The sequence below is a fragment of the Stappia sp. TSB10P1A genome, from assembly GCF_900185725.1.
GTDB lineage: Bacteria > Pseudomonadota > Alphaproteobacteria > Rhizobiales > Stappiaceae > Stappia.
Genome location: NZ_FYAU01000024.1, coordinates 373,840 through 399,868 on the forward strand (window position 1 = coordinate 373,840; position 26,029 = coordinate 399,868).

General features: G+C 69.5%; 22 protein-coding genes. 6 read left to right on the forward strand and 16 right to left on the reverse strand.

The features are described from left to right. Positions 1–3: 3 nt before the first annotated feature. The 13 genes from TSB10P1A_RS10290 to hmgA form a co-directional block, all read right to left on the reverse strand. Positions 4–1,488: an ABC transporter ATP-binding protein gene (locus TSB10P1A_RS10290; protein WP_186387815.1), complete on the reverse strand. Its 1,485-nt coding sequence runs from the start codon at positions 1,486–1,488 to the stop codon at positions 4–6. After that, positions 1,485–2,321 carry an ABC transporter permease subunit gene (locus TSB10P1A_RS10295; protein WP_186387816.1) on the reverse strand — a complete coding sequence of 279 codons (837 nt, stop codon included), beginning with the start codon at positions 2,319–2,321 and terminating at the stop codon, positions 1,485–1,487. Before TSB10P1A_RS10295 ends, TSB10P1A_RS10290 begins: the two co-directional genes overlap by 4 nt. After that, positions 2,318–3,247 (reverse strand): ABC transporter permease, encoded by a 930-nt coding sequence (locus TSB10P1A_RS10300; protein ID WP_186387817.1) that lies wholly within the window; start codon positions 3,245–3,247, stop codon positions 2,318–2,320. The genes TSB10P1A_RS10295 and TSB10P1A_RS10300 overlap by 4 nt, the downstream gene beginning before the upstream one ends. After that, the gene (locus TSB10P1A_RS10305; RefSeq protein WP_186387818.1) at positions 3,244–4,800 is read right to left on the reverse strand and encodes an ABC transporter substrate-binding protein; all 1,557 of its coding nucleotides are present in this window, start codon (positions 4,798–4,800) and stop codon (positions 3,244–3,246) included. The genes TSB10P1A_RS10300 and TSB10P1A_RS10305 overlap by 4 nt, the downstream gene beginning before the upstream one ends. Before the next feature lie 464 nt (positions 4,801–5,264). After that, positions 5,265–6,503 (reverse strand): lipase family protein, encoded by a 1,239-nt coding sequence (locus TSB10P1A_RS10310; protein WP_186387819.1) that lies wholly within the window; start codon positions 6,501–6,503, stop codon positions 5,265–5,267. A 100-nt stretch (positions 6,504–6,603) separates the two neighbouring features. Next, on the reverse strand, positions 6,604–7,641 hold the full coding sequence (locus tag TSB10P1A_RS10315; RefSeq protein ID WP_208987061.1) for an OmpA family protein: 1,038 nt from the start codon (positions 7,639–7,641) through the stop codon (positions 6,604–6,606). Between the two features lie 189 nt (positions 7,642–7,830). After that, positions 7,831–8,373: a VOC family protein gene (locus TSB10P1A_RS10320; RefSeq protein WP_186387918.1), complete on the reverse strand. Its 543-nt coding sequence runs from the start codon at positions 8,371–8,373 to the stop codon at positions 7,831–7,833. Positions 8,374–8,494: 121 nt separating this feature from the next. Beyond that, complete coding sequence (locus tag TSB10P1A_RS10325) at positions 8,495–8,719, reverse strand: DUF2783 domain-containing protein (RefSeq protein ID WP_186387820.1); 225 nt, start codon at positions 8,717–8,719, stop codon at positions 8,495–8,497. 35 nt (positions 8,720–8,754) lie between these two features. After that, on the reverse strand, positions 8,755–10,383 hold the full coding sequence (locus TSB10P1A_RS10330; RefSeq protein ID WP_186387821.1) for an FAD-dependent oxidoreductase: 1,629 nt from the start codon (positions 10,381–10,383) through the stop codon (positions 8,755–8,757). An 87-nt stretch (positions 10,384–10,470) separates the two neighbouring features. Next, positions 10,471–11,430 carry an MBL fold metallo-hydrolase gene (locus tag TSB10P1A_RS10335; protein ID WP_186387822.1) on the reverse strand — a complete coding sequence of 320 codons (960 nt, stop codon included), beginning with the start codon at positions 11,428–11,430 and terminating at the stop codon, positions 10,471–10,473. A gap of 55 nt (positions 11,431–11,485) precedes the next feature. Then, positions 11,486–12,025 carry a hypothetical protein gene (locus TSB10P1A_RS10340; protein WP_208987062.1) on the reverse strand — a complete coding sequence of 180 codons (540 nt, stop codon included), beginning with the start codon at positions 12,023–12,025 and terminating at the stop codon, positions 11,486–11,488. Positions 12,026–12,062: 37 nt separating this feature from the next. Beyond that, positions 12,063–13,079 carry a fumarylacetoacetate hydrolase family protein gene (locus TSB10P1A_RS10345; protein WP_186387823.1) on the reverse strand — a complete coding sequence of 339 codons (1,017 nt, stop codon included), beginning with the start codon at positions 13,077–13,079 and terminating at the stop codon, positions 12,063–12,065. 3 nt (positions 13,080–13,082) lie between these two features. Next, positions 13,083–14,408, reverse strand: a complete 1,326-nt coding sequence (gene hmgA / locus TSB10P1A_RS10350; RefSeq protein WP_186387824.1) for a homogentisate 1,2-dioxygenase — start codon at positions 14,406–14,408, stop codon at positions 13,083–13,085. 112 nt (positions 14,409–14,520) lie between these two features. Here hmgA and TSB10P1A_RS10355 point away from each other — a divergent pair, with 112 nt between their 5' ends. After that, positions 14,521–14,964: a MarR family winged helix-turn-helix transcriptional regulator gene (locus tag TSB10P1A_RS10355; RefSeq protein WP_186387825.1), complete on the forward strand. Its 444-nt coding sequence runs from the start codon at positions 14,521–14,523 to the stop codon at positions 14,962–14,964. Between the two features lie 33 nt (positions 14,965–14,997). Here the strand turns inward: TSB10P1A_RS10355 and polA are convergent, their stop codons facing one another. The 3 genes from polA to TSB10P1A_RS10370 all read right to left on the reverse strand — a co-directional run bounded on the left by polA (position 14,998) and on the right by TSB10P1A_RS10370 (position 19,817). Next, positions 14,998–18,021 carry a DNA polymerase I gene (gene polA / locus TSB10P1A_RS10360; protein ID WP_186387826.1) on the reverse strand — a complete coding sequence of 1,008 codons (3,024 nt, stop codon included), beginning with the start codon at positions 18,019–18,021 and terminating at the stop codon, positions 14,998–15,000. A 76-nt stretch (positions 18,022–18,097) separates the two neighbouring features. Continuing rightward, a complete protein-coding gene (locus tag TSB10P1A_RS10365) occupies positions 18,098–19,174 on the reverse strand; it encodes an acyltransferase family protein (RefSeq protein WP_186387827.1) in 1,077 nt (358 codons plus the stop codon). Between the two features lie 106 nt (positions 19,175–19,280). Continuing rightward, entirely contained in the window at positions 19,281–19,817 is a 537-nt protein-coding gene (locus tag TSB10P1A_RS10370) for an FxsA family protein (protein WP_186387828.1), read from the reverse strand. Between the two features lie 355 nt (positions 19,818–20,172). Between TSB10P1A_RS10370 and TSB10P1A_RS10375 the strand changes: the two genes are divergently transcribed. From TSB10P1A_RS10375 to TSB10P1A_RS10395, 5 genes are all read left to right on the forward strand, one after another. Continuing rightward, on the forward strand, positions 20,173–20,886 hold the full coding sequence (locus TSB10P1A_RS10375) for a Tim44/TimA family putative adaptor protein (protein WP_186387829.1): 714 nt from the start codon (positions 20,173–20,175) through the stop codon (positions 20,884–20,886). Between the two features lie 103 nt (positions 20,887–20,989). Next, entirely contained in the window at positions 20,990–22,051 is a 1,062-nt protein-coding gene (locus TSB10P1A_RS10380; protein ID WP_186387830.1) for a murein transglycosylase A, read from the forward strand. Next, the gene (locus tag TSB10P1A_RS10385) at positions 22,048–22,635 is read left to right on the forward strand and encodes a Smr/MutS family protein (protein WP_186387831.1); all 588 of its coding nucleotides are present in this window, start codon (positions 22,048–22,050) and stop codon (positions 22,633–22,635) included. The genes TSB10P1A_RS10380 and TSB10P1A_RS10385 overlap by 4 nt, the downstream gene beginning before the upstream one ends. Further along, positions 22,632–23,003: a helix-turn-helix domain-containing protein gene (locus tag TSB10P1A_RS10390; protein WP_186387832.1), complete on the forward strand. Its 372-nt coding sequence runs from the start codon at positions 22,632–22,634 to the stop codon at positions 23,001–23,003. The genes TSB10P1A_RS10385 and TSB10P1A_RS10390 overlap by 4 nt, the downstream gene beginning before the upstream one ends. Positions 23,004–23,176: 173 nt before the next feature. Beyond that, positions 23,177–26,014, forward strand: coding sequence for a [protein-PII] uridylyltransferase (locus TSB10P1A_RS10395; protein WP_186387833.1), 2,838 nt, complete (start codon positions 23,177–23,179; stop codon positions 26,012–26,014). Positions 26,015–26,029 lie beyond the last annotated feature (15 nt).

Genomic DNA, 26,029 nt, shown 5'->3' on the forward strand with positions numbered 1-26,029 from the left:
GCCTCAGGCGGGAACCGGTTCGGGCCGCGCGCCCTCCGGCTGCGGCTCGGCGGCGCCCTCCGGCCGGCCGAGCGCCAGTCTCTCGTCCGCCGTGTTGCGGATCAGCATCGCGTCGTGGCTGACCAGCATCACCGCGCAGCCGTCCTGCTCCACCGTCTCGCACAGGAGCTGGATGACCTGCGCCTGGGTGATCGGGTCGAGCCGCGAGGTCGGCTCATCGGCGAAGATGAAGCGCGGCCGCACCAGGAGCAGCCGCAGCAAGGCCAGCCGCTGCAGCTCGCCGCCGGAGACCGCGTCGGGCAGCCGCTCGAGCAGCACCGGGTCGAGCCCGAGCCGCTCCAGCAGGGCGTCGATCCGGCCCGCGCCCGCGCCGTGGCGGCGGGCGACATCGGCCAGCGTCCGGCCCAGCCGCAGCCGGCGCGGAAAGGCGGCGACCGGATCCTGATAGAGCTTCTGGAACGCGGTGACCGGCAATCCGCCGTCCCGCCGCACCTCTCCCGCCAGCGGCGGCACCAGGCCCAGCAGCACATCGCCGAGGGTCGACTTGCCGCAGCCGGACGGGCCGGTGACGCCGAAGATCCGCCCGGCGCGCAGGTCGAGATCGACGTGGTCGATCAAGCTCCGCCCGCCGCGCCCCACCGTGAGCCCGTGGGCCGAGACGACCGCCGGCCCCGACGAGGTGCTGGCGGTGGTGCTGGCAGCGGCGCGGGCAGCGGTGCTGCGCGGTGTCCAGTGGCGCGGATCGGCGGCGATCAGCGCCCGCGTGTAGCGGTCCAGCGGCGCGGCGAGGACCCGCGCGGTCTCGCCCGCCTCCACCACCTCGCCGCGGCGCAGCACCATCAGCCGGCCGCCGATCCGCTGCGCCAGCTCCAGGTCGTGGGTGATCACCAGCAAACCGCCGCCCTGGCCGAGCTCCTGCAGCAGCAGGTCGGCGACATCGTCGCGGCGGGCCGCGTCCAGCCCCTTGGTCGGCTCGTCGGCGATGACGATCCGCGCCCCGCCGGCCCGCGCCGCGGCGATGGCGACGCGCTGCGCCATGCCGCCGGAAAGCTGGTGCGGGTAGCGCTGCGTCGCCGCCGGGTCGAGGCCGAGCCGGGCAAGGTCCGTCTCCGCCTGGCGGCGGGCCTCGGCCGCCGTCAGCGCGCGCACCAGCCGGTGCGTCTCGCCGACCTGCGCCCGCGCCCGCATCAACGGGTCGAGCGACAGCCACGGCTCCTGCGGCAGCACGGCGATCTCGCGGCCCCATAGCGGGCGGAACCGGCCGGCCCGCGCCGTCTCCAGCCGGTGGGTGCCGAGCGTCACCCGTCCGCTGGTGGCAAGGCCCGGCGGCAGGGTTCCCATCAGCGCCTGCGCCAGCAGGCTCTTGCCCGAGCCGGTCTCGCCCAGCACCACCAGCGGCGTTCCGGCCTCCAGTGTCAGGCTGACCGGTTGCAGCAGGGTCGTCGGTCCGTCCGAGACGGTGATGTCGTCGGCCTCAAGCAGGATCATGCGGAGCGGCTCCCGGCCATGAGTGTCAATCCGAGCAGCAGGGTGAAGGTGGCGACCACCGGCGACAGCAGCGCCAGCGGCGCCTCGCGCCAATAGGGCAGCAGCTCCACCATCATCCGGCCCAGTTCCGGCGTCGGCGCGCGCATGCCGACATTGACGAAGCCGAGCGCGGCGATGGCCATGATCGCCGTCGCCGTGCCGAAGGCGGCGGCGGTCAGCATCATCGGCCCGACCTCCGGCCAGATATGGGCGCGGAAGATGTAGGCGGGGCCGAAGCCGAGCAGCCGCGAGGCCTGGACGGCGGGCGAGGCCAGCGTCTCGCGCGTTGCGGCGCGCGACAGGCGGAAGAACTCGACCCACAGCACCAGCGACAGGCCGGCCCAGAAGCCGAGCGCCGTGCCCGGCACGATCGCCAGCACGATCAGCACCAGCAGCAGGCCCGGCAGCGCCAGCAGCGCGTCGGCCAGCGTCACCAGGGCGCGTTCGGTCCAGCCGCCACGGGCGGCGGCCAGGGTGCCGAGCGCCAGGCCGGCCAGGCCGGCGGTGGCGACGGCGGCCAGGGCGATCGCCGGCGACAGCCGCAGCGCGCTGGCCAGCCGGTGGAAGATCGAGCGGCCGAGATGGTCGTAGCCGAGCGGCGCGGCCGCCTCCGGCCCGGCCAGCGCCTTGATCAGCGACTGCGCCAGCGGGTCGCCGGGCACCAGCAGCGGCCCGGCCAGCGCGAAGCCGGCGACCAGCGCCACCAGCAGCAGCCCGACGAGGCGCGGCCAGCTGGCGGCAAGGCTCGCGGTCCGGTTGGCGTTTCCGGCAAGGGAGAGGGGGGTATCGGTCATGCGCTCACCCTCGGGTCGAGCCGCCGCACGGCGAGGTCGATGCCGGCATTGACCAGCACGAAGCCGAGCCCCAGCACCAAGGCGGTGCCCTGCACCATCGGCACGTCGCGCGAAAAGATCGCATGCACCAGCGCATGGCCGATGCCGGGCCAGCCGAACACCGATTCGACCACGACGACGCCCTCCACCAGGGTGACGAATTGCAGGCCGAGATAGGTGACGAGCGGCACCGAGACGTTGCGCAGCCCGTGCCGCAGCAGGGCCTGGCGCGGCGACAGGCCCTTCCACTGCGCGAAGCGGTAGAACGGCATCGCCGCGATCCGGGCCATGGCGTCGCGGGCGATTCTTGCGTTGACGGCGGCCAGCCCGAGCGCCAGCGTCAGGCTCGGCAGGATGAAGTGGCGCGCCTCGCCATGGCCGGCGGCCGGCAGCCAGCGCAGATGCACGGCGAGGAAAAGGATCAGCAGCAGCGCCATCAGGAATTGCGGGACCGCCTTCAGCCCGGTCGACAGCACCAGCAGCGTCCGGTCGAGGACGCCGCCCGGCCGCAGCCCGGCCAGGATGCCGAGCGGCGGGCCGATCAGCAGCGACAGCAGCAAGGCGGCGACGGCAAGCTGCAGGGAGGCGCCGAGCTGGTGGCCGATCTCGTCGATCACCGGCTGGCCGGAGACCAGCGAGGTGCCGAAGTCGAGCCGCGCCAGATCGGCGAACCAGCGGCCGAGCGCCGGCAGCACCGGGCCGCCGAGCCCCAGTTCCTGGCGCACCGCGTCGGCCGCCTGGGCGTTGACATTGTCGTAGCCGTAGCGTCCGGCGGCGATCCGCCAGGCGGCATCGCCCGGCAGCGCGCGCATCATGGCGAAGGTCGCGGTGCCGATCAGCACCGCCACCATCACCGCCTGCACCAGCCGGGAGGCGAGGGCGCTCATCGCGTCCGCCGCAGCGCCGGCAGGCCGAAGCTGCGCTCCCACGGGTCGATCACCGTGCCCTCGATGTCGCGGGCAACCGCCAGCGTCTGGCGATACCAGGCGATCGGGATCACCGGCAGGTCCTCCTGCAGGATCCGCGCGGCCTCGGCCCGTTCGGCCGCGCCGCCCTCCCCGCGCGCCAGGCTGCGGGCGAGCGCGGTGAAGGCCGGATTGTCCCAGCCCATCGCGCCCCAGTCGCCGGTCGGCGCATAGTCGGACAGCACCGTGCCGATCGGGTCGGGGATCAGCGAGAAGTTGCGGGCCAGCAGGGCGATCTGCAGCGATCCGTCCTGGTGGCCGGCCGGGATCTCGGACGAGTTGGTGGTGTTGATCACCACCTCGACGCCGATGGCGCGGAACTGCTGTTCCAGCACGGCGGCGACCAGCGGCAGTTCGGGCCGGTCGGGATAGGTCAGCAGGGTCAGCGAGAAGCGGTCGTCGCCGCGCCGCAGGATGCCGTCGTCGCCGGGCGTCCAGCCGAGGTCGCCGAGCAGGGCGCGGGCGGCATCAATGTCATGCGCCAGCGGCTCCAGCGCCGGGTTGTGCCAGTCCGCCACCGACGGCGGGAAAAGCTGGCCGGCGCCCTCGGGATAGCGCAGCACGGCGCGGGCGATACCCTCCCGGTCGATGGCAAGGCTCAGGGCTTGGCGCACCGCCGGCTCGGCGAGGAACGGATGGGCGGCGTTCACCTTCAGCAGCAGCGTGCGCGGGATCGCCACCGAGTGCACCTCGACGGCGTCGGACAGGCCGAGCCGCGCGACGCTGGCCGGGTCGAGGGCGAAGACGAAGTCGGCATCGCCCGACTCGGCCATCAGCGCCCGCGTCTCCACCCGGCTGACGGCGGTGTAGCTGACATGGGCGATGTGCGGCGCCTCGCCCCAGTAGCCGTCCCAGGCGGTGGCCTTGAGGGCGAGCGGCGGCGTCATCTGGGTGACGCGGTACGGGCCGGTGCCGATGATCGCGACGCCCTTGCCGTCGCCGTCATAGGCGGCCGGCGCCAGGATCTGCGAGCGGAACTCGGCCAGGAAGGCGGGCAGCGCCGCCAGCGGCTCGGTGAGCGTGATCGCCACCGCATCGCCGTCGGCGGTGATCGCGGCGATCGGCAGGCCGGCCAGCGGTCCGGGCTTTGCCCGCGCGATCTCCAGCGCGTTCGCCACCGCCTCCGCCGTCATCGGCGTGTCGTCGTGGAAGCGCACGCCCTCGCGCAGGACGAAGCGCCAGGCCAGCCCGTCCGGCGACACCTCCCAGCCGGTGGCAAGGCCCGGCTCCAGCCGCCCGTCGGCGGCCGCGTTCACCAGGGTCTCGGCAAGGCCCATGCGGGTGAAGATATAGCCGCTGGTCGAGGGCTCGGGCGCCTGGATCTCGAATTGCGCGACGACGTCGAGCGTCTCGTCGGCGGGCTGGGCAAGGCTCGGCGCGGTCGCGGCGAGGAGCGTCGCAAGGAGCGCTGCCGGGAGCGTTGCCCGGAGTTTTGCCCGGAGCTTTGTAGGGACGGGGGGGAGCAGTCGGGGCATCGGAACGGTCCTGTCCTGGGAAGGCGGCGGGACGGCCGCCGAAGGGGGAGAGGCGGAGGATAAGGGCCGGCGCGCGAGGTCGTCCGCGTCGCCGGGTTCATTCGTTATCTTATAACATCCACAATCGCAACAGGCTTCGAGGTCCTGCGGGCGCCAGAAGCGAGCGCCAGAAAGGAGCGCCAGATAGGAGCGCCAGAAGCGGGCGCCAGGAGCGGGAGACAGTCAGGTCACGGGCAGGGCGCGACCGGCCGCGCCATCGGCGGACCTGGCGAAATTGAGACGGGATTCTCGAAATTTCTCGAAATCTCGCAAAATTTTGCAAGTTTCCGCGCAAAAATCGCACCGCGTGATTCTTTGAAAAAAGAAAATTATATCAATAACTTAATCGAATATCGGCGGGCGCGGCGGGGCCGCGTTTGCGCAAGCGCTCGCAAGCGGATCGGCGCGCTATCCCCGCCCGGCCTCTAGCCGGCCGGACAGTTGTCCCCGGTTGCCACCTCGACCGGATCGCCCGCGAATCGCGCTTTCGTCCAGTCCAGCAGTTGCGGTGTCAGGTCGGAGCCGGGGCCGACCAGGCTGACATGGGTGAGCCCCGGAAAGGTGCGGTAGTCGATCGCCTGGCCGGCGGCGCAGCGGCGCGCCACGAAGCCCGCCTGCAGCGCCGGGTCGATCACCTCGTCGGCAAGGCCCTGCGCCAGCAGCAGCGGCGCGGCGATGGCCCCATCGGGGTCGTTCTGCGCCAGCCGCTCGCCGAACGGCCCCTCGCCGATCGGCTGGCTGAACAGGCCGGACTTCGGCAGCAGCCGGGTCAAGGCCAGCGACCAGGCCGCGCGCCAGTCGAGAAGGCAGCGGCGGGCGATGTCCGTTGCGACCATCTCGTTGAAATCGCTGACATAAGCATCGCCGATCTGCGGGTAGAGCCGGCGGTAGCTGGTATAGAGATAGGCCGAGATGATCTCGCCGAAGCCGCTGCCCGCGCCCTGGCCGAGCATCGCCGCGATCTCGGTCACCGGCGCCATCGCGGCGACGCCGGCGATCTCCAGCTCCGGCGCGTCGGTGCCGGCCCGCATGCCGGTCCACAGCGACGCGTGGCCGCCCTGCGAATGGCCCCAGACGACGACGCGGCTGCCGAGCTGCCAGTCGGCCACCTGGCGTGCCGCGCGCACCGCGTCCAGCACCGAATAGGCGGCGACCTGCCCGACCAGATAGCCGTGATGGCCCGGCCCGCCGAGGCCGGCATAGTCGGTCGCGACCATCGCCCAGCCGTGCTTGACCACATCCTCCATGCCGGGCGTGCCGCCGAAGGGCGCCGGCGACAGCGACGGCGCGCAGCCGCGTGCCGCGCCGGTGGTGCCGTGCGCCCAGGCGATCACCGGTCGCGGGGTGTCGACGAGACGGTCCGGCAGCACGACCAGCGCGCTTGCCACCGTCGGCGATCCGTCCTCCAGACGGGTTGTATAGAGCACCCGCCAGGCCTTGGCGCCGGCCGGAATGTCGATGTCGTAGGGCTCGCTGCGCAGGATCGCGCCCGGTTCGGCGGGCCGGGTCGCCGGCGGCGTGTAGAAGGCGTCGGGCGGCGCCGGCAGGGTGATCCACCAGCCGGCGGCCAGCACCATGACGAGCAGCACGGCCAGAGCCGCCAGCCACCGGCCGACCGTGCGACCCCGCCCGCGCTTGCGGCTATCACCCGGATTTTCCTGCATTTCCGCCCCCTGCCCGTCCGGTCCCGGACGCTCGTTCCGATGCCATCCATCTCACGAACCGGCTGCGCGAGGCAACGGGGGAATGTAACTTCAGGCTGTATCAGCGGACGATTTCGACGATCTCCACCCGCCGGTTCCTCGCCCGCCCCTCGTCGCTTCTGTTGCTGGCCACGGGGGCGACCATGCCGGCGCCGGCCGGTGTCATCCGCGCGGCGGCGATGCCATGCGTCCCGGCCAGCCGGTCGACCACCGCCTGGGCGCGCCGCTGCGACAGCGACAGGTTGTAGTCGAAGCCGCCCTTGCCGTCGGTATGGCCGACGATCAGCACGGCAAGGTCCGGATTGTCGCCCATCAGCCGGCCGAGTTCGCCGATCTGGTCGGCGGACTCGGCAGTGATCTCGGCGCTGTCGAACTCGAACGTGATGCCATAGACGGCGATGCGGCCGTCGCGGGCCAGCGTCTGCGCCATTTCGTCGGCGGCCAGCACGGCGATGCGGCCGGTCTCCATCGGCGTCGCCTCGACCACCGTCACCGCCAGATGCGGCATCAGGGGCCGGTCGCCGCGTGCCCTCGTCTCGACGCCGAGCAGGGCGACGGTGACGCGCGCCTCGGCGTCGTTCCGCTCGGCCAGCAGGTAGACCGTGCTGTCCCAGGTGGTCGGCAGGCCGATGCCGGCGCGCCCCGCGTCCCAGAAGGTCGGGATGGCGCCGCCGGGCGAGCAGTCGGCCTTGCCCCGGCAGAACAGGCGGGTCGCAAAGCCCTTCGCCTCCAGCTCGCTCTGGTGGTTGCGCAGGATCTCCAGCATCGAGCGCCCGCCCGGCCCCTCGTAGCGCAGCGAGGTGATCCGGCCCGAGAATTCCGCCTGCCAGGCATCCGGCGCGTCCTTGCCGCCGCGCTCCAGCGGGGCGACCGGCAGCCGGATCTCGTCATAGGCGCGGCTCTCGTGGGCGGTGATGACGGCGCCCTCGTAGCGCCCGACCAGCGGATGGTCGGACGCCCCGGCAAGGTCGGCGGGCTGGCCGCTCGCCGGCAGCGGCAGGCCGAGCATCAGCGCCAACGCCAGCGTGGGTGTGGCGCGGCGAGGAAGCCGGCCGAGAAGGACGCGGGGGAGGAAGCTCGCCAGGAATCGGGACGGCATGCGGTGTCTCCAGCATTGCTGCCTTGTGGACCCCGGACGCCCCGCCGGTTTCCGCAAGGCGTCTTGCGCGCCTGCGACCTCAGGCTGCATCGCCTAGCGGAAGAATGCGGCCCGAATTTGGCCCGTCCCCGAAGCGCCCGTCCCCGAAGCGCCGCGCCGGGCGGCGATCCGGGGCGGGACGCGGCGGCCTCAGGCCTTGCCGAGCTCCTTGGCATGCAACCAGGCGGCGTGCTGCGGCGCGCGCTTGGTCTTCGACCACTCCTCCAGCATCTCCCATTTCACCGCGTCGAGCTTCTTCAGCATCTCCTCCTCGGCCGGATCCGGGCAGGCCAGTTCGATGCGGTGGCCGTTCGGATCGAAGAAATAGATCGAATGGAAGATCGAGTGATCGGTGACGCCGAGCACTTCGATGCCGTTCTTTTCCAGCCGCTCCTTGTAGGCAAGCAGCGTGTCGCGGTCCTTCACCTTGAAGGCGATGTGCTGCACCCACACGGGCGTGTTCGGGTCGCGGCCCATCTCCGGCTTGGTCGGAAGCTCGAAAAAGGCGAGCACGTTGCCCGCCCCCGCGTCGAGGAAGACATGCATGTAGGGGTCCGGCTCATGCGTCGAGGGCACCTTGTCCTCGGCGATCGCCAGCACGAAGCCCATGTTCAGGTTGTCGACATACCAGTTCACGGTCTCCTTCGCGTCCTTGCAGCGATAGGCGACGTGGTGGATCTGCTCGATCTTCAGGTCAGCTTGGACAGTCATTGCGGGCTCTCCCGGTTTCATCGTGGAAACGGAACGCCCCGTCCGCGTTCGGCAGGCTCGCAGCAGCCACGGGCCCCTCAGCCGCAGGCTGCCGCGGAAAGGCTCAGGTCGTTGGCGGGCCTTGCAGTCTGGCGGCGGCGAAGGCTGCGCGCAGCACCTCGCGGTCGCCGACATGGTTGGCCAGTACCAGCACCAGCCGGGCGTTCAGCGCCTCGCTGTCCTCGCGCGGCAGCCCCTCGTGCAGCGCGATCAGCTCGGCATAGAAGCCGTCCGGATCGGCGATGTTGGGCGCCAGCCGCAGGCCCGTTTCCTTGGTGGTTTCGCTCATTTCGGGTTTCCTTGCGTTCCGGCCGGTTCGGGCCGTTATCCCCGCCCGCGGGTCTTGCCTCGGGCGGTGGCGATCCGCAGCGCCTTCGTCACCTCGCCGGCATCGAACGCCTCCCAACGGGCGGCGACATGCTGGTCGGGTCGCATCAGGTAGACGGCGCTTTTCGCCTCGCCGAGATAGCGCGCGGCGAGCGCGCCGCTCGGATCGTCGCCGGCCGACAGCGCCACCCGTTCGACGGCAATGCCGTCGATGACAAGGGTTTCCGGCGCCTCGACGTCGATGGTGAGAAGCTGGAAGCGGTTGCCCAGCCGGTCGATCAGCCAGCCGCCGGCAACCGGCGCGTCGCTCGCCGGGGCGCCCGGCCGGCTGCGGGCCGGCATCGCCGCGCAGTCCGGGCCGTTGAGCGGCGAGCCGTCATAGGTCGCCGGCAGCGACAGGCGGCCGGAATTTACCAAGGGCCGGGCAAAGGCGTGATGCTCGGCCAGCTCCAGCACCGCGTCGCGGAACACCCGGCTGGCCTGGCTCTTCGGCGTGATGAAGTCGGTCGAGCGCGACGAGTTGAGGATGTTCTCGTCGGCGGCGAAGACGCGCTCGGCATCGTAGCTGTCGAGCAGCGCCTCGGGCGCCGTGCCGTCGAGCACCAGCTTCAGCTTCCAGGCGAGGTTGTCCGTGTCCTGCAGGCCGGAATTGGCGCCCCGCGCGCCGAAGGGCGAGACCTGGTGGGCGCTGTCGCCGGCAAAGATCACCCGGCCGTGGCGGAACTTCTCCATCCGCCGGCACTGGAACGTGTAGATCGACACCCATTCCAGCTCGTAGTCGACATCCTCGCCGAGCATCGCCTTCAGCTTCGGCGCGATGCGCGCCGGGTCCTTCTCCGCCTCCCGGTCGATATCCCAGCCGAGCTGCAGGTCGATGCGCCAGACGTCGTCCGGCTGGCGGTGCAGCAGCGCCGACTGGCCGCGGTTGAACGGCGGGTCGAACCAGAACCAGCGCTCGGTCGGGAAGTCCGCCTTCATGACGACGTCGGCGATCAGGAAATTGTCTTCGAACACCCGGCCGAGGAAGTCGAGCCCGAGCATGGCGCGGGTCGGCGAGCCGGCACCGTCGCAGGCGACCAGCCAGTCGGTCTCGATTCGATAGGGCCCCTCCGGCGTCTCCACGGTCAGCTCGACGCCGTCGCCATGCGGCGTCACTGCGCTCACCTTGTTGCCGCCGCGCAGCTCCAGCAGCCCGGTGTCGCGGCCGATCTCCAGCGCCCGCTCGACCAGATACTGTTCCAGGTAATACTGCTGCAGGTTGATGAAAGCCGGCCGCTTGTGCCCGCCCTCGGGCAGCAGGTTGAACTCGTAGACCTTGCGTTCGTCGAAGAAGACCTTGCCGAGATTCCACACGACGCCCTTATCGGTTATCCTCTGGCCGCAGCCCAGACGGTCGAGGATCTCCAGCGGCCGCTTGGCGAAGCAGATCGCCCGCGAGCCCCAGCTCACCTTGTCGTTTTCGTCGAGCACGGTGACGGCGACGCCCTGCTGCGCCAGGTCGATGGCGAGCGCCAGGCCGATCGGCCCGGCGCCGATCACGACCACCTTGTGGCGGGCCGGCGCTGCGGCGTCCTGATCGGCGCAGCGCGTGTACGGATAGAGCGGCGTTTCGAAGATCTTCGTCATCAGCGGCCCTCCCTGGCCGGTCTTCTGCGGGCTGAAACCGTCGTGGCCGGAGCGTCCTCGCGCACCGGCCGGCGACGGCAGGTCTCGTCAGCCCTGCAGGGCCTGCCACATCTCCTTGTCGCGCTGGGCCGTCCAGATGCGCGGCGTATCGATGCCGAGCGCCTCGTCATAGGCGCGCGCCACGTTGAACGGCAGGCAGTGCTCATAGATCGCGTAGGACGCGAACTTCGGATCGCAGGCGGCGCGGGCCGCGTCCCAGGCTTCCTTCAGCGAGCCGCCGCGCGTTGCCACCTGCGCCACCGGACGGAAGGTCGAGGTGACGAAGTCTGCCGTCGCGTCGAGCGCCGCGTTGACCATCTCCTTGCCGACCAGCGCATCGCCCCGGCCCGGCGCGATGGCATCGACGTCGAAGGCGCGGATGCGCTCGAGCGTGCCCGGCCAGTCGCGGAAATGCCCGTCGCCGCAATAGCAGGCGGAGTGGTACTCGACGATGTCGCCGGTAAACATGACGTTCTGGTCCGGCACGTGGATGACGATATCTCCGGCCGTATGGGCGCGGCCGAGGAAGCTGAGGTCGACGCGGCGCTTGCCGAGGAAGACGCTCATCCTGTCGGTGAAGGTGGTCGTCGGCCAGGTCAGCGGCGGAATGTCGGCGACATTGTCATAGCCCTGGAACAGGCGCGGGAAGCGCATGAACTCGGACTCCCGGTCCTCGGCGCCGCGTTCGGCGACCATCGAACGGGCCTTGTCGCTCATGATGATCGTCGGCGCCTGATAGGCGGCAGCGCCCAGCACGCGGACGGCATGGTAATGGGTCAGCACCAGATGGCTGATCGGCTTGTCGGTGACCTCGCGCACCTTCTCGATCACCTTGCCGGCAAGGCGCGGGGTGGCCTGCGCCTCGACGATCATGACGCTGTCGTCGCCGATGATGACGCCGGTGTTCGGGTCGCCCTCGGCGGTGAAGGCCCAAAGCCCGTCGCCGATTTCGGTGAAGGAGATCTTCTTCTCGGTCATGTCGCCCTGGGAGGCGAATTGCTTGCTCACGGGAGATAGTCCTCTCAGATTTCGATGGGCCGCATCGCGGCCCCGTTGGGCGCGGTTACTGTGCGTCCGAGGCGATGATGTCGAGCTGGGCCTTCAGCGACTGCGTCTCGCCGTCCATCGGCGTGACGATGTCGTCGATGACCGGCCGGCCGCCTTCCTCGATGACGAGGAAATGCGCCTCCTGGAAGCCCTGGTACTCGGCGTCCGGGCCGAAGCAGGTCAGGCCGCGGAAACGGGCGACGACGCGGGTCGCCCCGCGCTCCTGCCCGGCCGCCGCGATGCTGATCTCCTTCAAGGGGCAGCCGTCCTGGCCGTTGACGACGACGTCCCAGTCGAGCGGCGTGCCGATTTCCTTGGCGAAGGGCGTATCCGCCGCCTTGCGGTAGCGGGCGGCGAGGTCGGCGCTGTAGAGGCTGGCCAGGCGCTCCTCGGAAAAATAATCCTGATACTCCTGCGGCGTTTCGGCCCAGTTGGCCTCCGCCGCCGTCATCAGCGCCCGCACCGGCGCGGTCACATCGGCGGCCCGCACCGGCGTGATCGCTGCCGTGCCGAGGGCAAGAGCGGCAAACGCCGCCAGCATCCGCACAGTCTTCATCGCGAAGTCCCTCCTTCGATCAGCGCCGCACGGCGCCTCAAGCCTTCTCGTATTTCTCGACCGTCTGCTCGATGGCGCCGAAGACCGAGTGGCCGTCCGCGTCCAGCATCTCGATGCGCACCGTGTCGCCGAAGCGCATGAACGGCGTCGTGGCGGCGCCGCTCTCGATCGTCTCGATCATGCGGATCTCGGCGATGCAGGAATAGCCCACCCCGCCCTCGGCGACCGGCTTGCCGGGGCCCCCGTCCATCTTGTTGGACACCGTGCCGGAGCCGATGATGGCGCCGGCCGACAGCGGCCGGGTCTTGGCCGCATGGGCGATCAGGGTCGGGAAGTCGAAGGTCATGTCGATGCCGGCATTGGCCCGGCCGAAGGGCTGGCCGTTGAGGTCGACGCGCAGCGGCAGGTGAACCTTGCCCCCGTCCCAGGCCTCGCCCAGCTCGTCCGGTGTCACCGCCACCGGCGAGAAGGCGGACGATGGCTTGGACTGGAAAAAGCCGAAGCCCTTGCCGAGTTCGGCCGGGATCAGGCCGCGCAGCGACACGTCGTTGACCAGCATGACGAGGCGGATGGCCGCGCGCGCCTCGTCCGGCGTGGCGCCCATCGGCACGTCGCCGGTGATCACGGCGACTTCGCCCTCCATGTCGATGCCGAAGGCCTCGTCGGCCATGCGGATCGGCTCGCGCGGAGCGAGAAAGGCGTCCGAGCCGCCCTGATACATCAGCGGATCGGTCCAGAAGCTCGCCGGCATCTCGGCATTGCGCGCCTTGCGGACCAGCTCCACGTGATTGACATAGGCCGAGCCGTCCGCCCACTGATAGGCGCGCGGCAGCGGCGACAGCGCATCATGCTCGTGGAAGCGCAGGCTCGGCACCGCATCGTGCTCGAGGCTCTCGGCGAGGATCGCCAGCTTCGGCGCGACCTCGTCCCAGGTGTCGAGGGCGGCCTGCAGCGTCGGGGCGAGGTGGGTGGCCTCGGTGCAGCGGGTCAGCGCCTTGTTGACGACGACGAGCCTGCCGTCGCGGCTGCCATCGCGAAGTGTTGCGAGTTTCATGGCTCAGTCCCAGTTGCCCTCAGGCGTGCCGTCGAAGCGCTTCTTCAGCTCCGACCAGCAGTCGAGGTAGTTGTCCTGCAGGGTGTCGAGTTCCGCCGCGAAGCGCGTGAGGTGCTGCGGGAAGCGGGTCTCGAACATGAATGCCATGGTGCCTGTCAGCTTCTGCGGCTTCAACTCGGCGCGGCTCGCCTTCTCGAAGCCGCTGGCATCGGGCCCGTGCGGCAGCATCATGTTGTGAAGGCTCATGCCGCCGGGCACGAACCCTTCCTCCTTGGCGTCGTAGCGACCGTAGATCAGCCCCATGAACTCCGACATGATGTTGCGATGATACCATGGCGGGCGGAAGGAATGCTCCGCGACCATCCACCGCTCCGGGAAGATGACGAAGTCGATATTCGCCGTGCCTTCCTCGCCGGACGGGGCGGTCAGCACCGTGAAGATCGACGGATCGGGATGGTCGAACAGGATCGCGCCGACAGGCGAATAGGTGGTCAGGTCGTATTTGTAGGGCGCGTAGTTGCCGTGCCAGGCGACCACGTCGAGCGGCGAGGCCTCCAGCTTCGTCTCGTGGAAGCGGCCGCACCACTTCACCACCAGCCGGCAGGGACCTTCCTTGTCCTCGAACCAGGCCACCGGCGTCTTGAAGTCGCGCGGGTTGGCAAGGCAGTTGGCGCCGATCGGGCCGCGGTCGGGCAGGGTGAACTTGGCGCCGTAATTCTCGCAGGCATAGCCGCGCGCCTTGCCGTCCAGCAATTCGACGCGGAACACCATGCCGCGCGGGATCACGCAGATCTCCTTGGGCACCACCTCGATCACGCCGAGTTCGGTGGCGATGCGCAACCCGCCTTCCTGCGGCACGATCAGCAGTTCCCCGTCGGCATTGAAGAAATACTCGTCGACCATGTCGGTATTGGCGACAAAGACATGGCTCGCCATGCCGGCCTGGCCGTTGACGTCGCCGGCCGTGGTGATGGTGCGCATGCCGGTCAGGAAGGTCACCGGCGTCTGCGGGATCGGCACCGGGTTCCAGCGAAGCTGGCCGAGCGCCAGCGAATGGTCGTCGACCGTCGGCGCGCTCTTCCACTCGGGCAGGGAGACGGGCGAGAAGCGGCCCGAATGCTTCACCGACGGTCGGATGCGGTAGAGCCAGGACCGTTCGTTGGTGCCGCGCGGCGCGGTGAAGGGCGAGCCGGAAAGCTGCTCGGCATAAAGGCCATAAGGCGCGCGCTGCGGCGAGTTCTGTCCCTGCGGCAGGGCGCCGGGAAGCGCCTCGGTCTCGAAATCGTTGCCGAAGCCCGGCATATAGGCCGGGCTGTTCGAAAGTGCCATGTCCGATCCCTCCTGATCCAGACAGTTGATGGTTGCATGTGTAACTGTTTTATCTGAAACTATCAACGTGCGAGACGCCGCTCGGCGGATTTTATCGGCATGGGGGCCGCAAATGACCGGACGCCTGCTGCTTGACGAGTTTCTGCCCTACCGGCTGGTCAGGGCGTCGGAGCTGGTCAGCCGCCGCTTCGCCGCCCGCTACCGCGCGGCCTATGGCATTAGCCGCCCGGAATGGCGCACCTTCGCGATTCTCGGCCAGCTCGGCCACACCACCGCGACCGAGATCGGCCGCCGCTCCGCCATGCACAAGACCAAGGTCAGCCGGGCGGTGGCGACGCTGGAAAAGCGCGGCTGGCTGTCGCGCGCGACCGATATGGCCGACCGCCGGGCCGAACAGCTCGAACTGACGCCGGAAGGCGCCAGGGTCTATGGCGAACTGGTGGACCTTGCCCGCGCCTTCCAGGCCGAACTGCTGCGCGATCTCGGCTTCGAGGCCGCCGACCGGCTCGATGCCGGCCTTGCGGCGGTGGAGAAGCGCTTCATCCGCGAGGGGTAAGCCGCGCCCGCCGGGCGGGCGCGGGCGCGCGCGTCAGTGCGCCTCGTCCCAGTTGTCGGCGGCGCGCGCGTCCACATGCAGTGGCACGGAGAGCGTCACGGCCGGCTCGGCCGCCGTTTCCATCACCTGGCGCACCAGGGCGATGGTCGCGTCCACCTCCGCTTCCGGCACCTCGAAGATCAGTTCGTCATGCACCTGCAGCAGCATGCGGGCGGCGAGTTTCGAGGCCGACAGTCGGTCGTCCATCCGCACCATCGCCCGGCGCAGGATGTCGGCTGCCGAGCCCTGGATCGGCGCGTTGATCGCCGCGCGCTCGTAAAAGGCGCGCATGTTCGGGTTGGAGGTGTTCACCTCCGGATAATGCGCCCGGCGGCCGAAGATCGTCGTCACGTAGCCATTGGCATGAACGAACTTCTTCGTCTCCTCCATGTAGTCGCGAATGCCGGGGAAGCGCTTGAAATAGGTGGAGATATACTCCGCCGCCTCGCCGCGCGGGATGCCGAGCTGAGCAGCGAGGCCGAAGGCCGAGATGCCGTAGATGATGCCGAAATTGATCGCCTTGGCCCGGCGGCGGACCATCGGGTCCATGCCCTCGATCGGGACACCGAACATTTCCGAGGCGGTCATCGCGTGGATGTCCAGCCCGTCGGCGAAGGCCTGCTTGAGCTGGCCGATGTCGGCCATATGGGCGAGCACGCGCAGCTCGATCTGGCTGTAGTCGGCCGAGACCAGCTTCATGCCCTTGCCGGCGACGAAGGCCTTGCGGATCTTGCGGCCGGACTCGGTCCGCACCGGAATGTTCTGCAGGTTCGGCTCGGATGAGGACAGGCGGCCGGTGGTCGTCGCCGCCAGCGCGTAGGACGTGTGCACGCGCCCGGTCTGCGGATTGACGAACCCCGGCAGCGCGTCCGTATAGGTGGACTTGAGCTTGGAGAGCTGCCGCCAGTCGACGATGCGCGCGGGCAGTTCGTGCCCTTCCGCGGCAAGATCCTCCAGCACCGAGGCCGAGGTCGACCAGGCGCCGGTCTTGGTCTTCTTGCCGCCCGGCAGGCCCATCTTGCCGAACAGGATGTCCCCGAGCTGCTTCGGGCTGCCGATGTTGAAACTCTCGCCGGCAAGCTGGCGGATCTCGTCCTCCAGCGCCGCCATGCCTTGCGCGAACTCGCCCGACAGGCGCGACAGCATCTGCCGGTCGATGGAGATGCCGCGCTCTTCCATGCGGGCGAGCACCGGCACCATCGGCCGCTCCAGCCGCTCATAGACGCCGGCCATGTGCTCCGCCGCAAGCCGCGGTTTGAGCACCTGCCACAGGCGCAGGGTGACGTCGGCATCCTCCGCCGCATAGGCGGAGGCCTTGTCGAGCGGCACCTTGTCGAAGGTGATCATCGCCTTGCCGGAGCCGGCGACTTCCTTGAACGGGATTGGCGTGTGGCCGAGCCAGCGCTCGGACAGCGCGTCCATGCCGTTGCCGCCCTTGCCGGCATCCAGCGCATAGGACAGCAGCATCGTGTCGTCGAACGGGGCGACCTCGATGCCGTAGCGTTTCAGCACCAGCCAGTCATATTTGAGGTTCTGCGCGATCTTGAGGACGCTGGGGTCCTCCAGCAGCGGCTTGAGCACGGCGAGCGCCTCGCCCAGGGCGATCTGTCCGGGGATCAGGCCGCCGCCGCCGAGCAGGTCGCCCTCGCCGTCGACATGGCCGAGCGGGATGTAGCAGGCCCGCCCCGGCTCCGTCGCCAGCGACACGCCGACGAGATCGGCCTGCATGGCATCGAGCGAGGTCGTCTCCGTATCGACCGCCACATGGCCGCGTTCGCTCGCCTCCGCCACCCAGGCCCTCAGCCGGTCGAGATCCATCACCGTCTCGTAGCCGGACGGGTCGATGGTCTGCGCCAGCGCTTGCGCGGCCGCCGCGTCGGCGACCGCCTGGGGCGTCCACGCCCCGTCCCGTCCGGCGACGGCCGCGGCCGCTGCGACGGCATCGCCGCCCGACCCGCCGCTGGCGGCCTCGGCACTGGTCTCGCCGCCGTCCGGCTGGGCACCGGGGCCGCCCTCCATCATCCGGCCCTTGCCGTCCGGCTCGTGCCAGCCGCGCACGACGAGTCGCGCCGGCTCGACGCCGGCAATGTCGAGGCCGGTGACCTCGGCGACCCGTCGGGTCAGGGTGGTGAACTCCATCGCCTTGAGGAAGGCGATGGCGCGGGTGCCGTCGAGCCCGTTGACGGTGAGCGTTTCCACCGGCTGCTCGACGGGCACGTCGTCCTTCAGCGTCACGAGCTGCTTGGAGATGCGCGCCTGGTCGGCAAAGGCGATGAGGTTCTCGCGGCGCTTGGCCTGCTTGATCGTGTCGGCGCTGGCAAGCAGCGTCTCCAGGTCGCCGAACTCGCTGACCAGCAGCGCCGCCGTCTTCAGGCCGATGCCCGGCACGCCGGGAACATTGTCGACGCTGTCGCCGGCCAGCGCCTGCACCTCGATCACCTTGTCCGGGCCGACGCCGAATTTCTCGAAGACCTCGGCCTCGCCGAAGATCTTGTTCTTCATCGTGTCGATCATGCCGATGCGTGGGCCGATGAGCTGCATCAGGTCCTTGTCGCCGGAGGCGATGGTGACGCGTGCGCCCGCCGCCGCCGCGGCGCGGGCATAGGTGGCGATCAGGTCGTCGGCCTCGAACCCCTCCTGCTCGATGCAATGGACCGAAAAGGCGCGGGTCGCCTCGCGGATCAGGCCGAACTGGGGGATCAGGTCCTCCGGCGGCTCCGGACGCTGGGCCTTGTAGGCGGAGTAGATCTCGTTGCGGAACGTCTTCGCCGAATGGTCGAAGATCACCGCCATATGGGTCGGCTCGTCGCCTTCCTCCGGTGTCAGCCCTTCCTGCAAGAGCTTCCACAGCATGTTGCAGAAGCCGGACACCGCGCCGACCGGCAGGCCGTCGGACTTGCGCGTCAAGGGCGGCAGCGCGTGATAGGCGCGGAAGATGAAGGTGGAGCCGTCGACCAGGATCAGGTGGTCGTCGGCGGTGAGGGCGGAGGTGGCTTCGTTCGACATGGCGCGGATCATGCCCGCGTTGGCGGCGCGAGAAAAGCCTGCTTCTCGCGCCTGCCCCGCTTATTTCACCCCGCCTGTTCCGCCCCGCTCACTCGGCCGCCTGCGCGACCGGACGGCGCGGTGGGTCGCGCTCCAGCCGTGCCCAGGCCGGACGGTGGAACAGGAACCGGCCATAGCCGGTGCGCTCGATCAGCCACGCCAGCACCAGGGGCGCGATGACGCCGGCGGCGGTGACGATCGACGACACCGTGCCGACATCCGGGATCAGGCCGGTCTTCAGCAGCACGATCCGGGTCACGGCCATCGGGAAGAAGAAGGCGAGATAGATGACGATCGACTGGCGGCCGCAATGGGCGAACGGCGCAGCGATGCCGGCCTGGGTCAGCAGCGCCGAGGTGACGATCACCGCCAGCGCGCCGGCCGTGCCGAGCGCCAGGCCGACCAGCGGCAGGTCGGCGAGACCGTTGAACACCAGAACGCCGTTGACGATGCCCCAGGCGATGAGGCCGGCGACGCCGAGGGCCAGATGCTGCCGGGCCCAGTCGGCGAGCGCGAAGGCCCGGGTGGCGAAGATGTAGCCGGCGTAGAAATAGACGTAGCGCGAGCTGAACTCGTCGATTAGCACCGATCCGGTCGAGATCGGGGCGATCTGCAGCACGGCGGCAACGGCGAGCACCAGTTGCCACGGTACGCCGCGGTCGTGCAGCACCTTGGTGATCACGAACATCACCGGCAGCATGTAGATGAACCACAGGGTGCCGAAGGGCTGCACATAGGCGAGAAGATAGTCGCTGACGACGCTGCCCCATCCGGTCTCCGCGGCCATGGACGGCGCCTTGACGGCGAACTGGATCGTCAGCCAGAGCACGTAGAAATAGGCGAAATGCACGACCTTGCGGTCGAGATAGCGGCGCCATGGCCGATCGATGACCAGCGCCAGGAACAGGCCCGAGATCATGAAGAAGTCCGGCATGCGGAACGGCCGGGCGAACTCGACCACCAGTCCGAGCCAGCCCTCGCGGCCGGCGGCATTCTCGACGCCCAGCGTCGAATGCATCATCACCACGAAGATGATGCAAAGCCCCTTGGCCGTATCGACCCAGTCTATGCGTCCCGTGGCGATGCGTCCCGAAGGGCCGGCGATGCCCGTCTCCCGTCCGGTCATGACGTCCTGCTTCCCGGTTGTGTTTGGCGGGGAGTTTGCGCCAGACGGGTGTAGGGGGGGTTAACCCGTTTTCACAATTTGGTGAGGCGGCGGCGCGACGCGACGGTCAGTCGCGCGGATCCGGATCCTTTCCGCCCCGGCCGTCGCCGATCTGTCCCCGCCATGGGGACGAGCCGTCCGGCCCGCGTCCGCCCTTGCCGTCGCCATCGATATCGGCCCAGTCGTCCCGGTCGAGATCGACGACACCCTCGCCGCGGCGGCGGGCGCCGGCCCGCACCACGGTCACCTTCGCGTTGCGCACCATCACCCGCGCGATGGCCGCCCGCAGCGGCGGCACGAACAGCAGCAGGCCGAGCGCGTCGGTGACGAAACCGGGGATCAGCAGCAGCACGCTGGCGACAACGATCAGCGAGCCCTGGAGGATGTCTTCGCCCGGCACCTCGCCGCGCTCCATCTCGGCGCGCACGCGCCGCAGCAGCGACAGGCCCTGCAGCCGCAGCATCAGGCTGCCGGCGACCGCTGTCGCGATGGTCAGAAGCACGGTCGGCACCGCGCCGATTTCCGAACCGACCTCGACGAAGACGAGGATCTCGATCAGCGGCAGGCCGATTACGACAAGAAGGAGGATCAGTCCGATGGGCATGGCGTTGGCGACACGGTCTCGTGATGTGCGATTAGCGGCGATTCCGGCCGGCACAGGCGGCGCCGGGCCGGAATCGTCGCCCCTCAGGTAAGGACCAAGTGACGCAAATGCGAGCTTTATGTGGTTTCGGACCACGAAAACTGCGACGGACACTTGTGTTGAAGGCTGGATGTTGGTTCAAGGGAGCTTACATAAGCTACGATGGGGTCAAAGCTGTGGCCTGCCGCGCGGGGCGTCGGTGACGGTCCGCTGCAGGGCCGCACCCGAACCCGGCAGCGGGCCCGGAAACGAACCCGACTGGCGGAATGCCGTGACGGCGTCTGCGACGCAACCGGCCGGATGTGAAACGGATCATATGTTCAACGACATCACCACTATCATCTTCCTGATCCTGGCGGTCGTGATCTTCTTCAGGCTGCGCAGCGTCCTCGGGCGGCGCACTGGCAACGAGCGCCCGCCCTTCGATCCCTATTCCGCCCCCGAGCGGGACAATGGCGCCGGCGGTCCGGTCCAGGACGACAACGTCATCCCGCTGCCCGGTCAGACCGCGCCGCAGGGCGGGCCGTCGCCGGCTCCCGCCTCGGCGACGCTCGACAAGGTGGCTCCGGAAGGCAGCGCGCTCAACCAGGCGCTCCGGCAGATCCTCTCCGCCGACCGCTCGTTCGAACCCCAGGGCTTCCTGCAGGGCGCCCGCGCGGCCTACGAGATGATTGTCACCGCCTTCGCCAATGGCGACCGCAAGACCTTGAAGAACCTGCTGTCCAGGGATGTCTACGAGGGCTTCGTCGCCGCCATCTCCGACCGGGAATCGCGTGGCGAGACCATCGAGTCCACCTTTGTCGGCATCGACAAGGCCGATATCGTCGAGGCGGCGCTGAAGGGCTCCATCGCCCAGGTCACCGTCAAGTTCCGCTCCGAACTGATCTCCGCTACCCGCGACCGCAACGGCGCCATCGTCGATGGCGACCCGAACGCGGTCAGCGACGTCACCGACATCTGGACCTTCGCCCGCGACACCAATTCGCGCGATCCCAACTGGCGTCTGGTGGCGACCGAATCGGTCGAGTGATGTGCGTGCCGCCGGCCGGACGGCCCTTGCTGCCGGCCTGGCGGCGGCACTGCTTGCCGGTATCGCTGTGGCGGGTCCGGCTCTGGCGCGCGGAAAACCCCTCATGCTGTCTGCGCCCCTGACCTTCGCGGACCTGTCCGGCTGGGCCGGCGACGACCACCGAGCCGCCCTTTCCGCCTTCCTGCGCCATTGCCGCGAGCGGCTGCCGGTCCTGCCGGGCGATCTGGCGCGGCTCTGCGCGCCGGCACGAGCCGCCGCCGAAAGCAACGAGCCGCTGGCCGCCCGCGCCTTCCTGGAGCGCCATTTCGAACCGCGACGGATTGTCGCCGACGGGTTTGTCACCGGCTATTTCGAGCCCGAATATGACGGTGCGCGACAGCCGGGCGGCGGCTACGACACGCCGCTGCTTGCCCGCCCGCCGGAGCTCGTCGCCCTGGCCGGGCGACCCGTGCCGGAGGGCCTGCCGGCCGACGCGCCCTTCGCCTTTGCCGACAGCGCGGGCCGCCTGGTTGCGCCGCCCGACCGGGGGGCGATCATGGACGGGGCGCTGGACGGACGGGGCCTCGAACTCGTCTGGCTCGCCGATCCGGTCGATGCCTTCTATGTCCATGTCCAGGGCTCTGCCCGCATCCGCCTGCGCGAGGGCGGCAGCCTGCGCGTCGGCTATGCCGGCAAGACCGGTCACCCCTACAGCGCCATCGGCCGGGTGATGATCGAGCGCGGCCTTGCCGAGCCCGGTACCGTCACCATGCAGGTACTGCGCAAGTGGCTGGCGGAAAACCCGACCGAGATCGACGCCGTCCTGCGCCGCAACCGCTCCTATATCTTCTTCCGCGAGGTGAGCGAGGCGGCGGAGCACGAGGGGCCGGTGGGGGCGGCCGGGCTGCCGCTGCTGCCCGGGCGCAGCCTCGCCGTCGATGCGGCGCATCACGCCTATGGGGCGCTCGTCTTCGTTTCCGCCGATCTTCCCTCGGGCCCGAATGGCGCGCAGGAGCAGTTTCGCCGCCTGATGATCGCCGAGGACACCGGTTCGGCCATCATCGGCCCGGCACGCGGCGACATCTTCTTCGGCTCGGGCGAGGCGGCCGGCGAGCGGGCCGGGCGCATCCAGCACCGGGCGGACATGGTGCTGCTGGTGCCGCGCGGACGCGAGGGCGCGCCGTGAGCCGTCGCCGGGGTCGCCAGCCCTCGCCCGAGGAACGCCGCCTGTGGGAGCAGGTGACGGCGGACGTCGATCCGCTGGCGCCGCGCGGCCGCGCAAGGGCAGAGGCGCGACAAGCGGAAGCCGAGGAGGCACCCGCCCCCGTGCCGGCGGCCGCCTTGCCGGCGAAGCCTGCGGCGACGGGCGCCTCTGCGCTGCGTCCGCCCGCTCCGCCGGCGCCGCCACCCCTGTCGCCGCTCGAGCCGCGCCAGCGGCGCCGGATCGTCCGCGGCAGCCGCGCCATCGACATGCGCATCGACCTGCATGGCCTGACCCAGGCGGAGGCGCATGTGCGCCTGCGCGGGTTTCTCGCCCATGCCCAGGCGAGCGGTGCCGGCCTCGTGCTGGTGATCACCGGCAAGGGCGCCCCCGGCGGCAGCCCGATCGCGGGAGAGCGCGGCATCCTGCGCCGCGTCGTGCCGCAATGGCTGGCCTTTCCCGAGTTTCGTCCGCTGGTGGTCGGGTTCGAGGAGGCGCATGCCGCCCATGGCGGCGGCGGCGCGCTCTATGTCAGGATCCGCAAGGGCGGAGAGCGGAGGGGACGATGACGCCGTTCGGTGCGAAGCTGCGGGAGTTGCGCAAGAAACGCGGCATCACCCTGTCCGACATGGCGGCGGCGCTGGGCGTGTCGGCGGCCTATCTTTCGGCGCTGGAGCATGGCCGGCGCGGCCGCCCGACCTGGTATATGGTCCAGCGGATCATCGCCTTCTTCAACGTGATCTGGGATGAGGCGGAGGAGTTGCAGCGGCTCGCCGAGATCTCCGACCCGAAGGTCTCCATCGACACGGCCGGCCTGCAGCCGGAGGCGACCGAGCTCGCCAACCTGCTGGCGGCGAAGATTTCCGGCCTGTCGCGCGACAGTCTTGCCCATCTGCTGCATCAAGTGCGGGTGGCGGCGGCGCGGGACAGGATCTAGTTGCCCGAATCTGAAGGTCGTCAAACGACCTCCGGTTCTTTTCCGGCGCCCCTTGAGCGGGGCGGGCGGCGGGCGTAGGGTCCGCAGTCGCCGCCGGCAGGGCCGCGCGGGCCTCTCGCCCCAAGCCATGCGGCGACGAGAACGACTGCGCCGCAAGAAGGACCGCGCTGCAAGTGACGACGCCGAAGACCTCCGCCCGCGCCGCCGACCCCTTTGCCGGGCTGATCGACGCCGATGACCTGCGCCACCGGCTGACGGCGCTGACTGCCGCGAAAGACGGGGACGGGTCCGACCTTGCCGTTCGCGGGCAGGTTCTCGCCGAACTGAAGGCGGCGATGCGCGACGCGCGCGTCCGGGTCGAGGAACTGCTCTTCGCCGATGGCGGCGGCACGCTCTGCGCCAAGCGGCTCAGCCATGTGCAGGACGAGATCCTGCGGGTGATCTTCGATTTCGCCATCCATCACGTCTACCGGGTCAAGAACCCTTCCGCGGCCGAACGCATGTCGATCGTCGCCGTCGGCGGCTATGGCCGCGGTACCCTGGCGCCGGGCTCGGATGTCGACCTGCTGTTCCTGCTGCCCTACAAGCAGACGCCCTGGGGCGAGCAGATCGTCGAATACATCCTCTACATGTTGTGGGATCTCGGCCTGAAAGTGGGCCACGCGACCCGCAACATCGACGAGTGCCTCCGCCTTGCCCGCAGCGACATGACGATCCGCACCGCACTGCTCGAGGCGCGCCATGTCTGGGGCGAGGAGCCGCTCACCGACGAACTGATCGCCCGTTTCGACAAGAGCGTGGTCGCCGGCACCGGCCCGGAATTCATCGCCGCCAAGCTTGCCGAGCGCGATGCCCGCCACACCCGCCAGGGCACCTCGCGCTACCTGGTCGAGCCCAACGTCAAGGAAGGCAAGGGCGGCCTGCGCGACCTCAACACCCTGTTCTGGATCTCCAAATACTTCTACCGCGTGCGCTCCGGCTCGGGCCTCGTCAAGGCCGGCGTCTTCACCCGCTCCGACTTCCAGCGCTTCAAGAAGGGCGAGGATTTCCTCTGGGCGGTGCGCTGCCACCTGCATTTTCTCACCGGCCGGGCCGAGGAGCGCCTGTCCTTCGACGTCCAGCGCGAGATCGCCGTGCGGCTCGGCTATACCCAGCATCCGGGCATGAAGGACGTCGAGCGCTTCATGAAGCACTATTTCCTGGTGGCCAAGGATGTCGGCGACCTGACCCGGATCTTCTGCGCCGCGCTGGAGGAGCAGCACGCCAAGGCGCCGCAGCCGCTGTCGAAGCTGATCGACCGTATCGCCGCCCGCGCCCGCCGCCGTCAGGTCCAGACCGGCTCGCCCGACTTCGTGATCGACAAGGGGCGGCTCAACGCCGTTGCCGACGATGTGTTCGAGAAGGATCCGGTCAACCTGATCCGTCTCTTCGCGATCGCCGACCGGCACGCGGTGATGCTGCATCCCGAGATGCTGAAGCTGGTTCGCCGGTCGCTGAAACTGATCACCAGCCAGGTGCGCGAGGATCCGGAAGCCAACCGGCTGTTCCTGCAGGTGCTGACCTCGCGCAACGATCCCGAGACCGTGCTGCGCAAGATGAACGAGACCGGCGTGCTCGGCCGCTTCGTGCCCGATTTCGGCAAGGTCGTGGCGATGATGCAGTTCTCCATGTACCACCACTATACGGTCGACGAGCACCTGATCCGTTCGATCGGCGTGCTGGGCGAGATCGAGCGCGGCGAGGCGGGCGAGGACCATCCGCTCTCCACCGACCTGATCAAGACGATCCAGAACCGCAAGGTCCTCTTCGTCGCCATGTTCCTGCACGACATCGCCAAGGGCCGGCCGGAGGACCATTCCATCGCCGGCGCCCGCATCGCCCGCCGCCTGTGTCCGCGTCTCGGCCTAACCCCCTCGGAGACGGAGACCGTCGCCTGGCTGGTCGAGCATCACCTCGACATGAGCACCATCGCCCAGTCCCGCGATCTCGCCGACCGCAAGACGATCGAGGATTTCGCCCGCGAGGTGCAGAGCCTCGAGCGGCTGAAGCTGCTGCTGATCCTGACCGTCGCCGATATCCGCGCCGTCGGCCCCAATGTCTTCAATGGCTGGAAGGGCCAGCTCCTGCGCACGCTCTATTATGAGTGCGAGCCGGTGCTGACCGGCGGTCACAGCCTGTTGCCGCATGGCATGCGGGTTGAGGCGGCGAAGCGCGAGCTCGCGGCAACGCTCGCCTCCTGGGACGAGGAGGAACTGGCCGCCTATCTGGAGCGTCACTATCCGGCCTACTGGCTGCGCGTGCCGCTGGAGCGCAAGATCACCGATGCGCAGATGATCCGCGCCGCCGACCGCGCCGGCACCGGCTTTTCCTCGCGCGTCGTCACCCATGCCTTCGAGGAGGTCACCGAGATCACCGTGCTGGCGGCCGACCATCCGCGGCTGCTGTCGACCATCGCCGGTGCCTGTTTCGTCGCCGGCGCCAATATCGTCGACGCGCAGATCGACACGACGACGGACGGGTTCGCCCTCGACACGATCTACATTTCCCGCGAGCTGCCCGGCGACGACGACGAGATCCGCCGCGGCGAGCGCGTCTGCCGGCTGATCGAGAAGGCGCTGCGCGGCGAGGAGCGTCTGCCCGACAGCGTCGCCCGCAAGGCGGCGTCCCGCTCGCGGATGAAGGCGTTCCGCGTCGAGACCGAGGTTCTGGTCAACAATTCCTGGTCGAACCGCTACACGGTGCTGGAGATTTCCGGCCTCGACCGGCCCGGTCTGCTCTACGATCTGACGCGGGCGATCTCCGGCCTCAATCTCAACATCAATTCCGCTCATATCGCCACGTTCGGCGAGCGGGCGGTCGACGTCTTCTATGTCACCGATCTGACCGGACAGAAGATCGGCAATATCGGCCGGCAGGAGGCGATCCGCGAGCGTCTGCGCGAGGCGGTCGAGGGGGAGGCGACCGAGGAGCCGCCGGCCCGCCGTCGCCCGCGCCGCGCGGGCACCGCCTGATCGCCCTGCCCGGCC

Coding starts and splice junctions, on each gene's coding strand:
- TSB10P1A_RS10295 (WP_186387816.1), bottom strand. CDS start 2,321: ATGACCGATACCCCCCTCTCCCTTGCCGGAAACGCCAACCGGACCGCG.
- TSB10P1A_RS10310 (WP_186387819.1), bottom strand. CDS start 6,503: ATGCAGGAAAATCCGGGTGATAGCCGCAAGCGCGGGCGGGGTCGCACG.
- TSB10P1A_RS10380 (WP_186387830.1), top strand. CDS start 20,990: ATGCTGTCTGCGCCCCTGACCTTCGCGGACCTGTCCGGCTGGGCCGGC.
- TSB10P1A_RS10375 (WP_186387829.1), top strand. CDS start 20,173: ATGTTCAACGACATCACCACTATCATCTTCCTGATCCTGGCGGTCGTG.
- TSB10P1A_RS10300 (WP_186387817.1), bottom strand. CDS start 3,247: ATGAGCGCCCTCGCCTCCCGGCTGGTGCAGGCGGTGATGGTGGCGGTG.
- TSB10P1A_RS10330 (WP_186387821.1), bottom strand. CDS start 10,383: ATGACGAAGATCTTCGAAACGCCGCTCTATCCGTACACGCGCTGCGCC.
- TSB10P1A_RS10370 (WP_186387828.1), bottom strand. CDS start 19,817: ATGCCCATCGGACTGATCCTCCTTCTTGTCGTAATCGGCCTGCCGCTG.
- TSB10P1A_RS10315 (WP_208987061.1), bottom strand. CDS start 7,641: ATGCCGTCCCGATTCCTGGCGAGCTTCCTCCCCCGCGTCCTTCTCGGC.
- hmgA (WP_186387824.1), bottom strand. CDS start 14,408: ATGGCACTTTCGAACAGCCCGGCCTATATGCCGGGCTTCGGCAACGAT.
- TSB10P1A_RS10290 (WP_186387815.1), bottom strand. CDS start 1,488: ATGATCCTGCTTGAGGCCGACGACATCACCGTCTCGGACGGACCGACG.
- TSB10P1A_RS10355 (WP_186387825.1), top strand. CDS start 14,521: ATGACCGGACGCCTGCTGCTTGACGAGTTTCTGCCCTACCGGCTGGTC.
- TSB10P1A_RS10340 (WP_208987062.1), bottom strand. CDS start 12,025: ATGAAGACTGTGCGGATGCTGGCGGCGTTTGCCGCTCTTGCCCTCGGC.
- TSB10P1A_RS10305 (WP_186387818.1), bottom strand. CDS start 4,800: ATGCCCCGACTGCTCCCCCCCGTCCCTACAAAGCTCCGGGCAAAACTC.
- TSB10P1A_RS10325 (WP_186387820.1), bottom strand. CDS start 8,719: ATGAGCGAAACCACCAAGGAAACGGGCCTGCGGCTGGCGCCCAACATC.
- TSB10P1A_RS10345 (WP_186387823.1), bottom strand. CDS start 13,079: ATGAAACTCGCAACACTTCGCGATGGCAGCCGCGACGGCAGGCTCGTC.
- TSB10P1A_RS10390 (WP_186387832.1), top strand. CDS start 22,632: ATGACGCCGTTCGGTGCGAAGCTGCGGGAGTTGCGCAAGAAACGCGGC.
- TSB10P1A_RS10365 (WP_186387827.1), bottom strand. CDS start 19,174: ATGACCGGACGGGAGACGGGCATCGCCGGCCCTTCGGGACGCATCGCC.
- polA (WP_186387826.1), bottom strand. CDS start 18,021: ATGATCCGCGCCATGTCGAACGAAGCCACCTCCGCCCTCACCGCCGAC.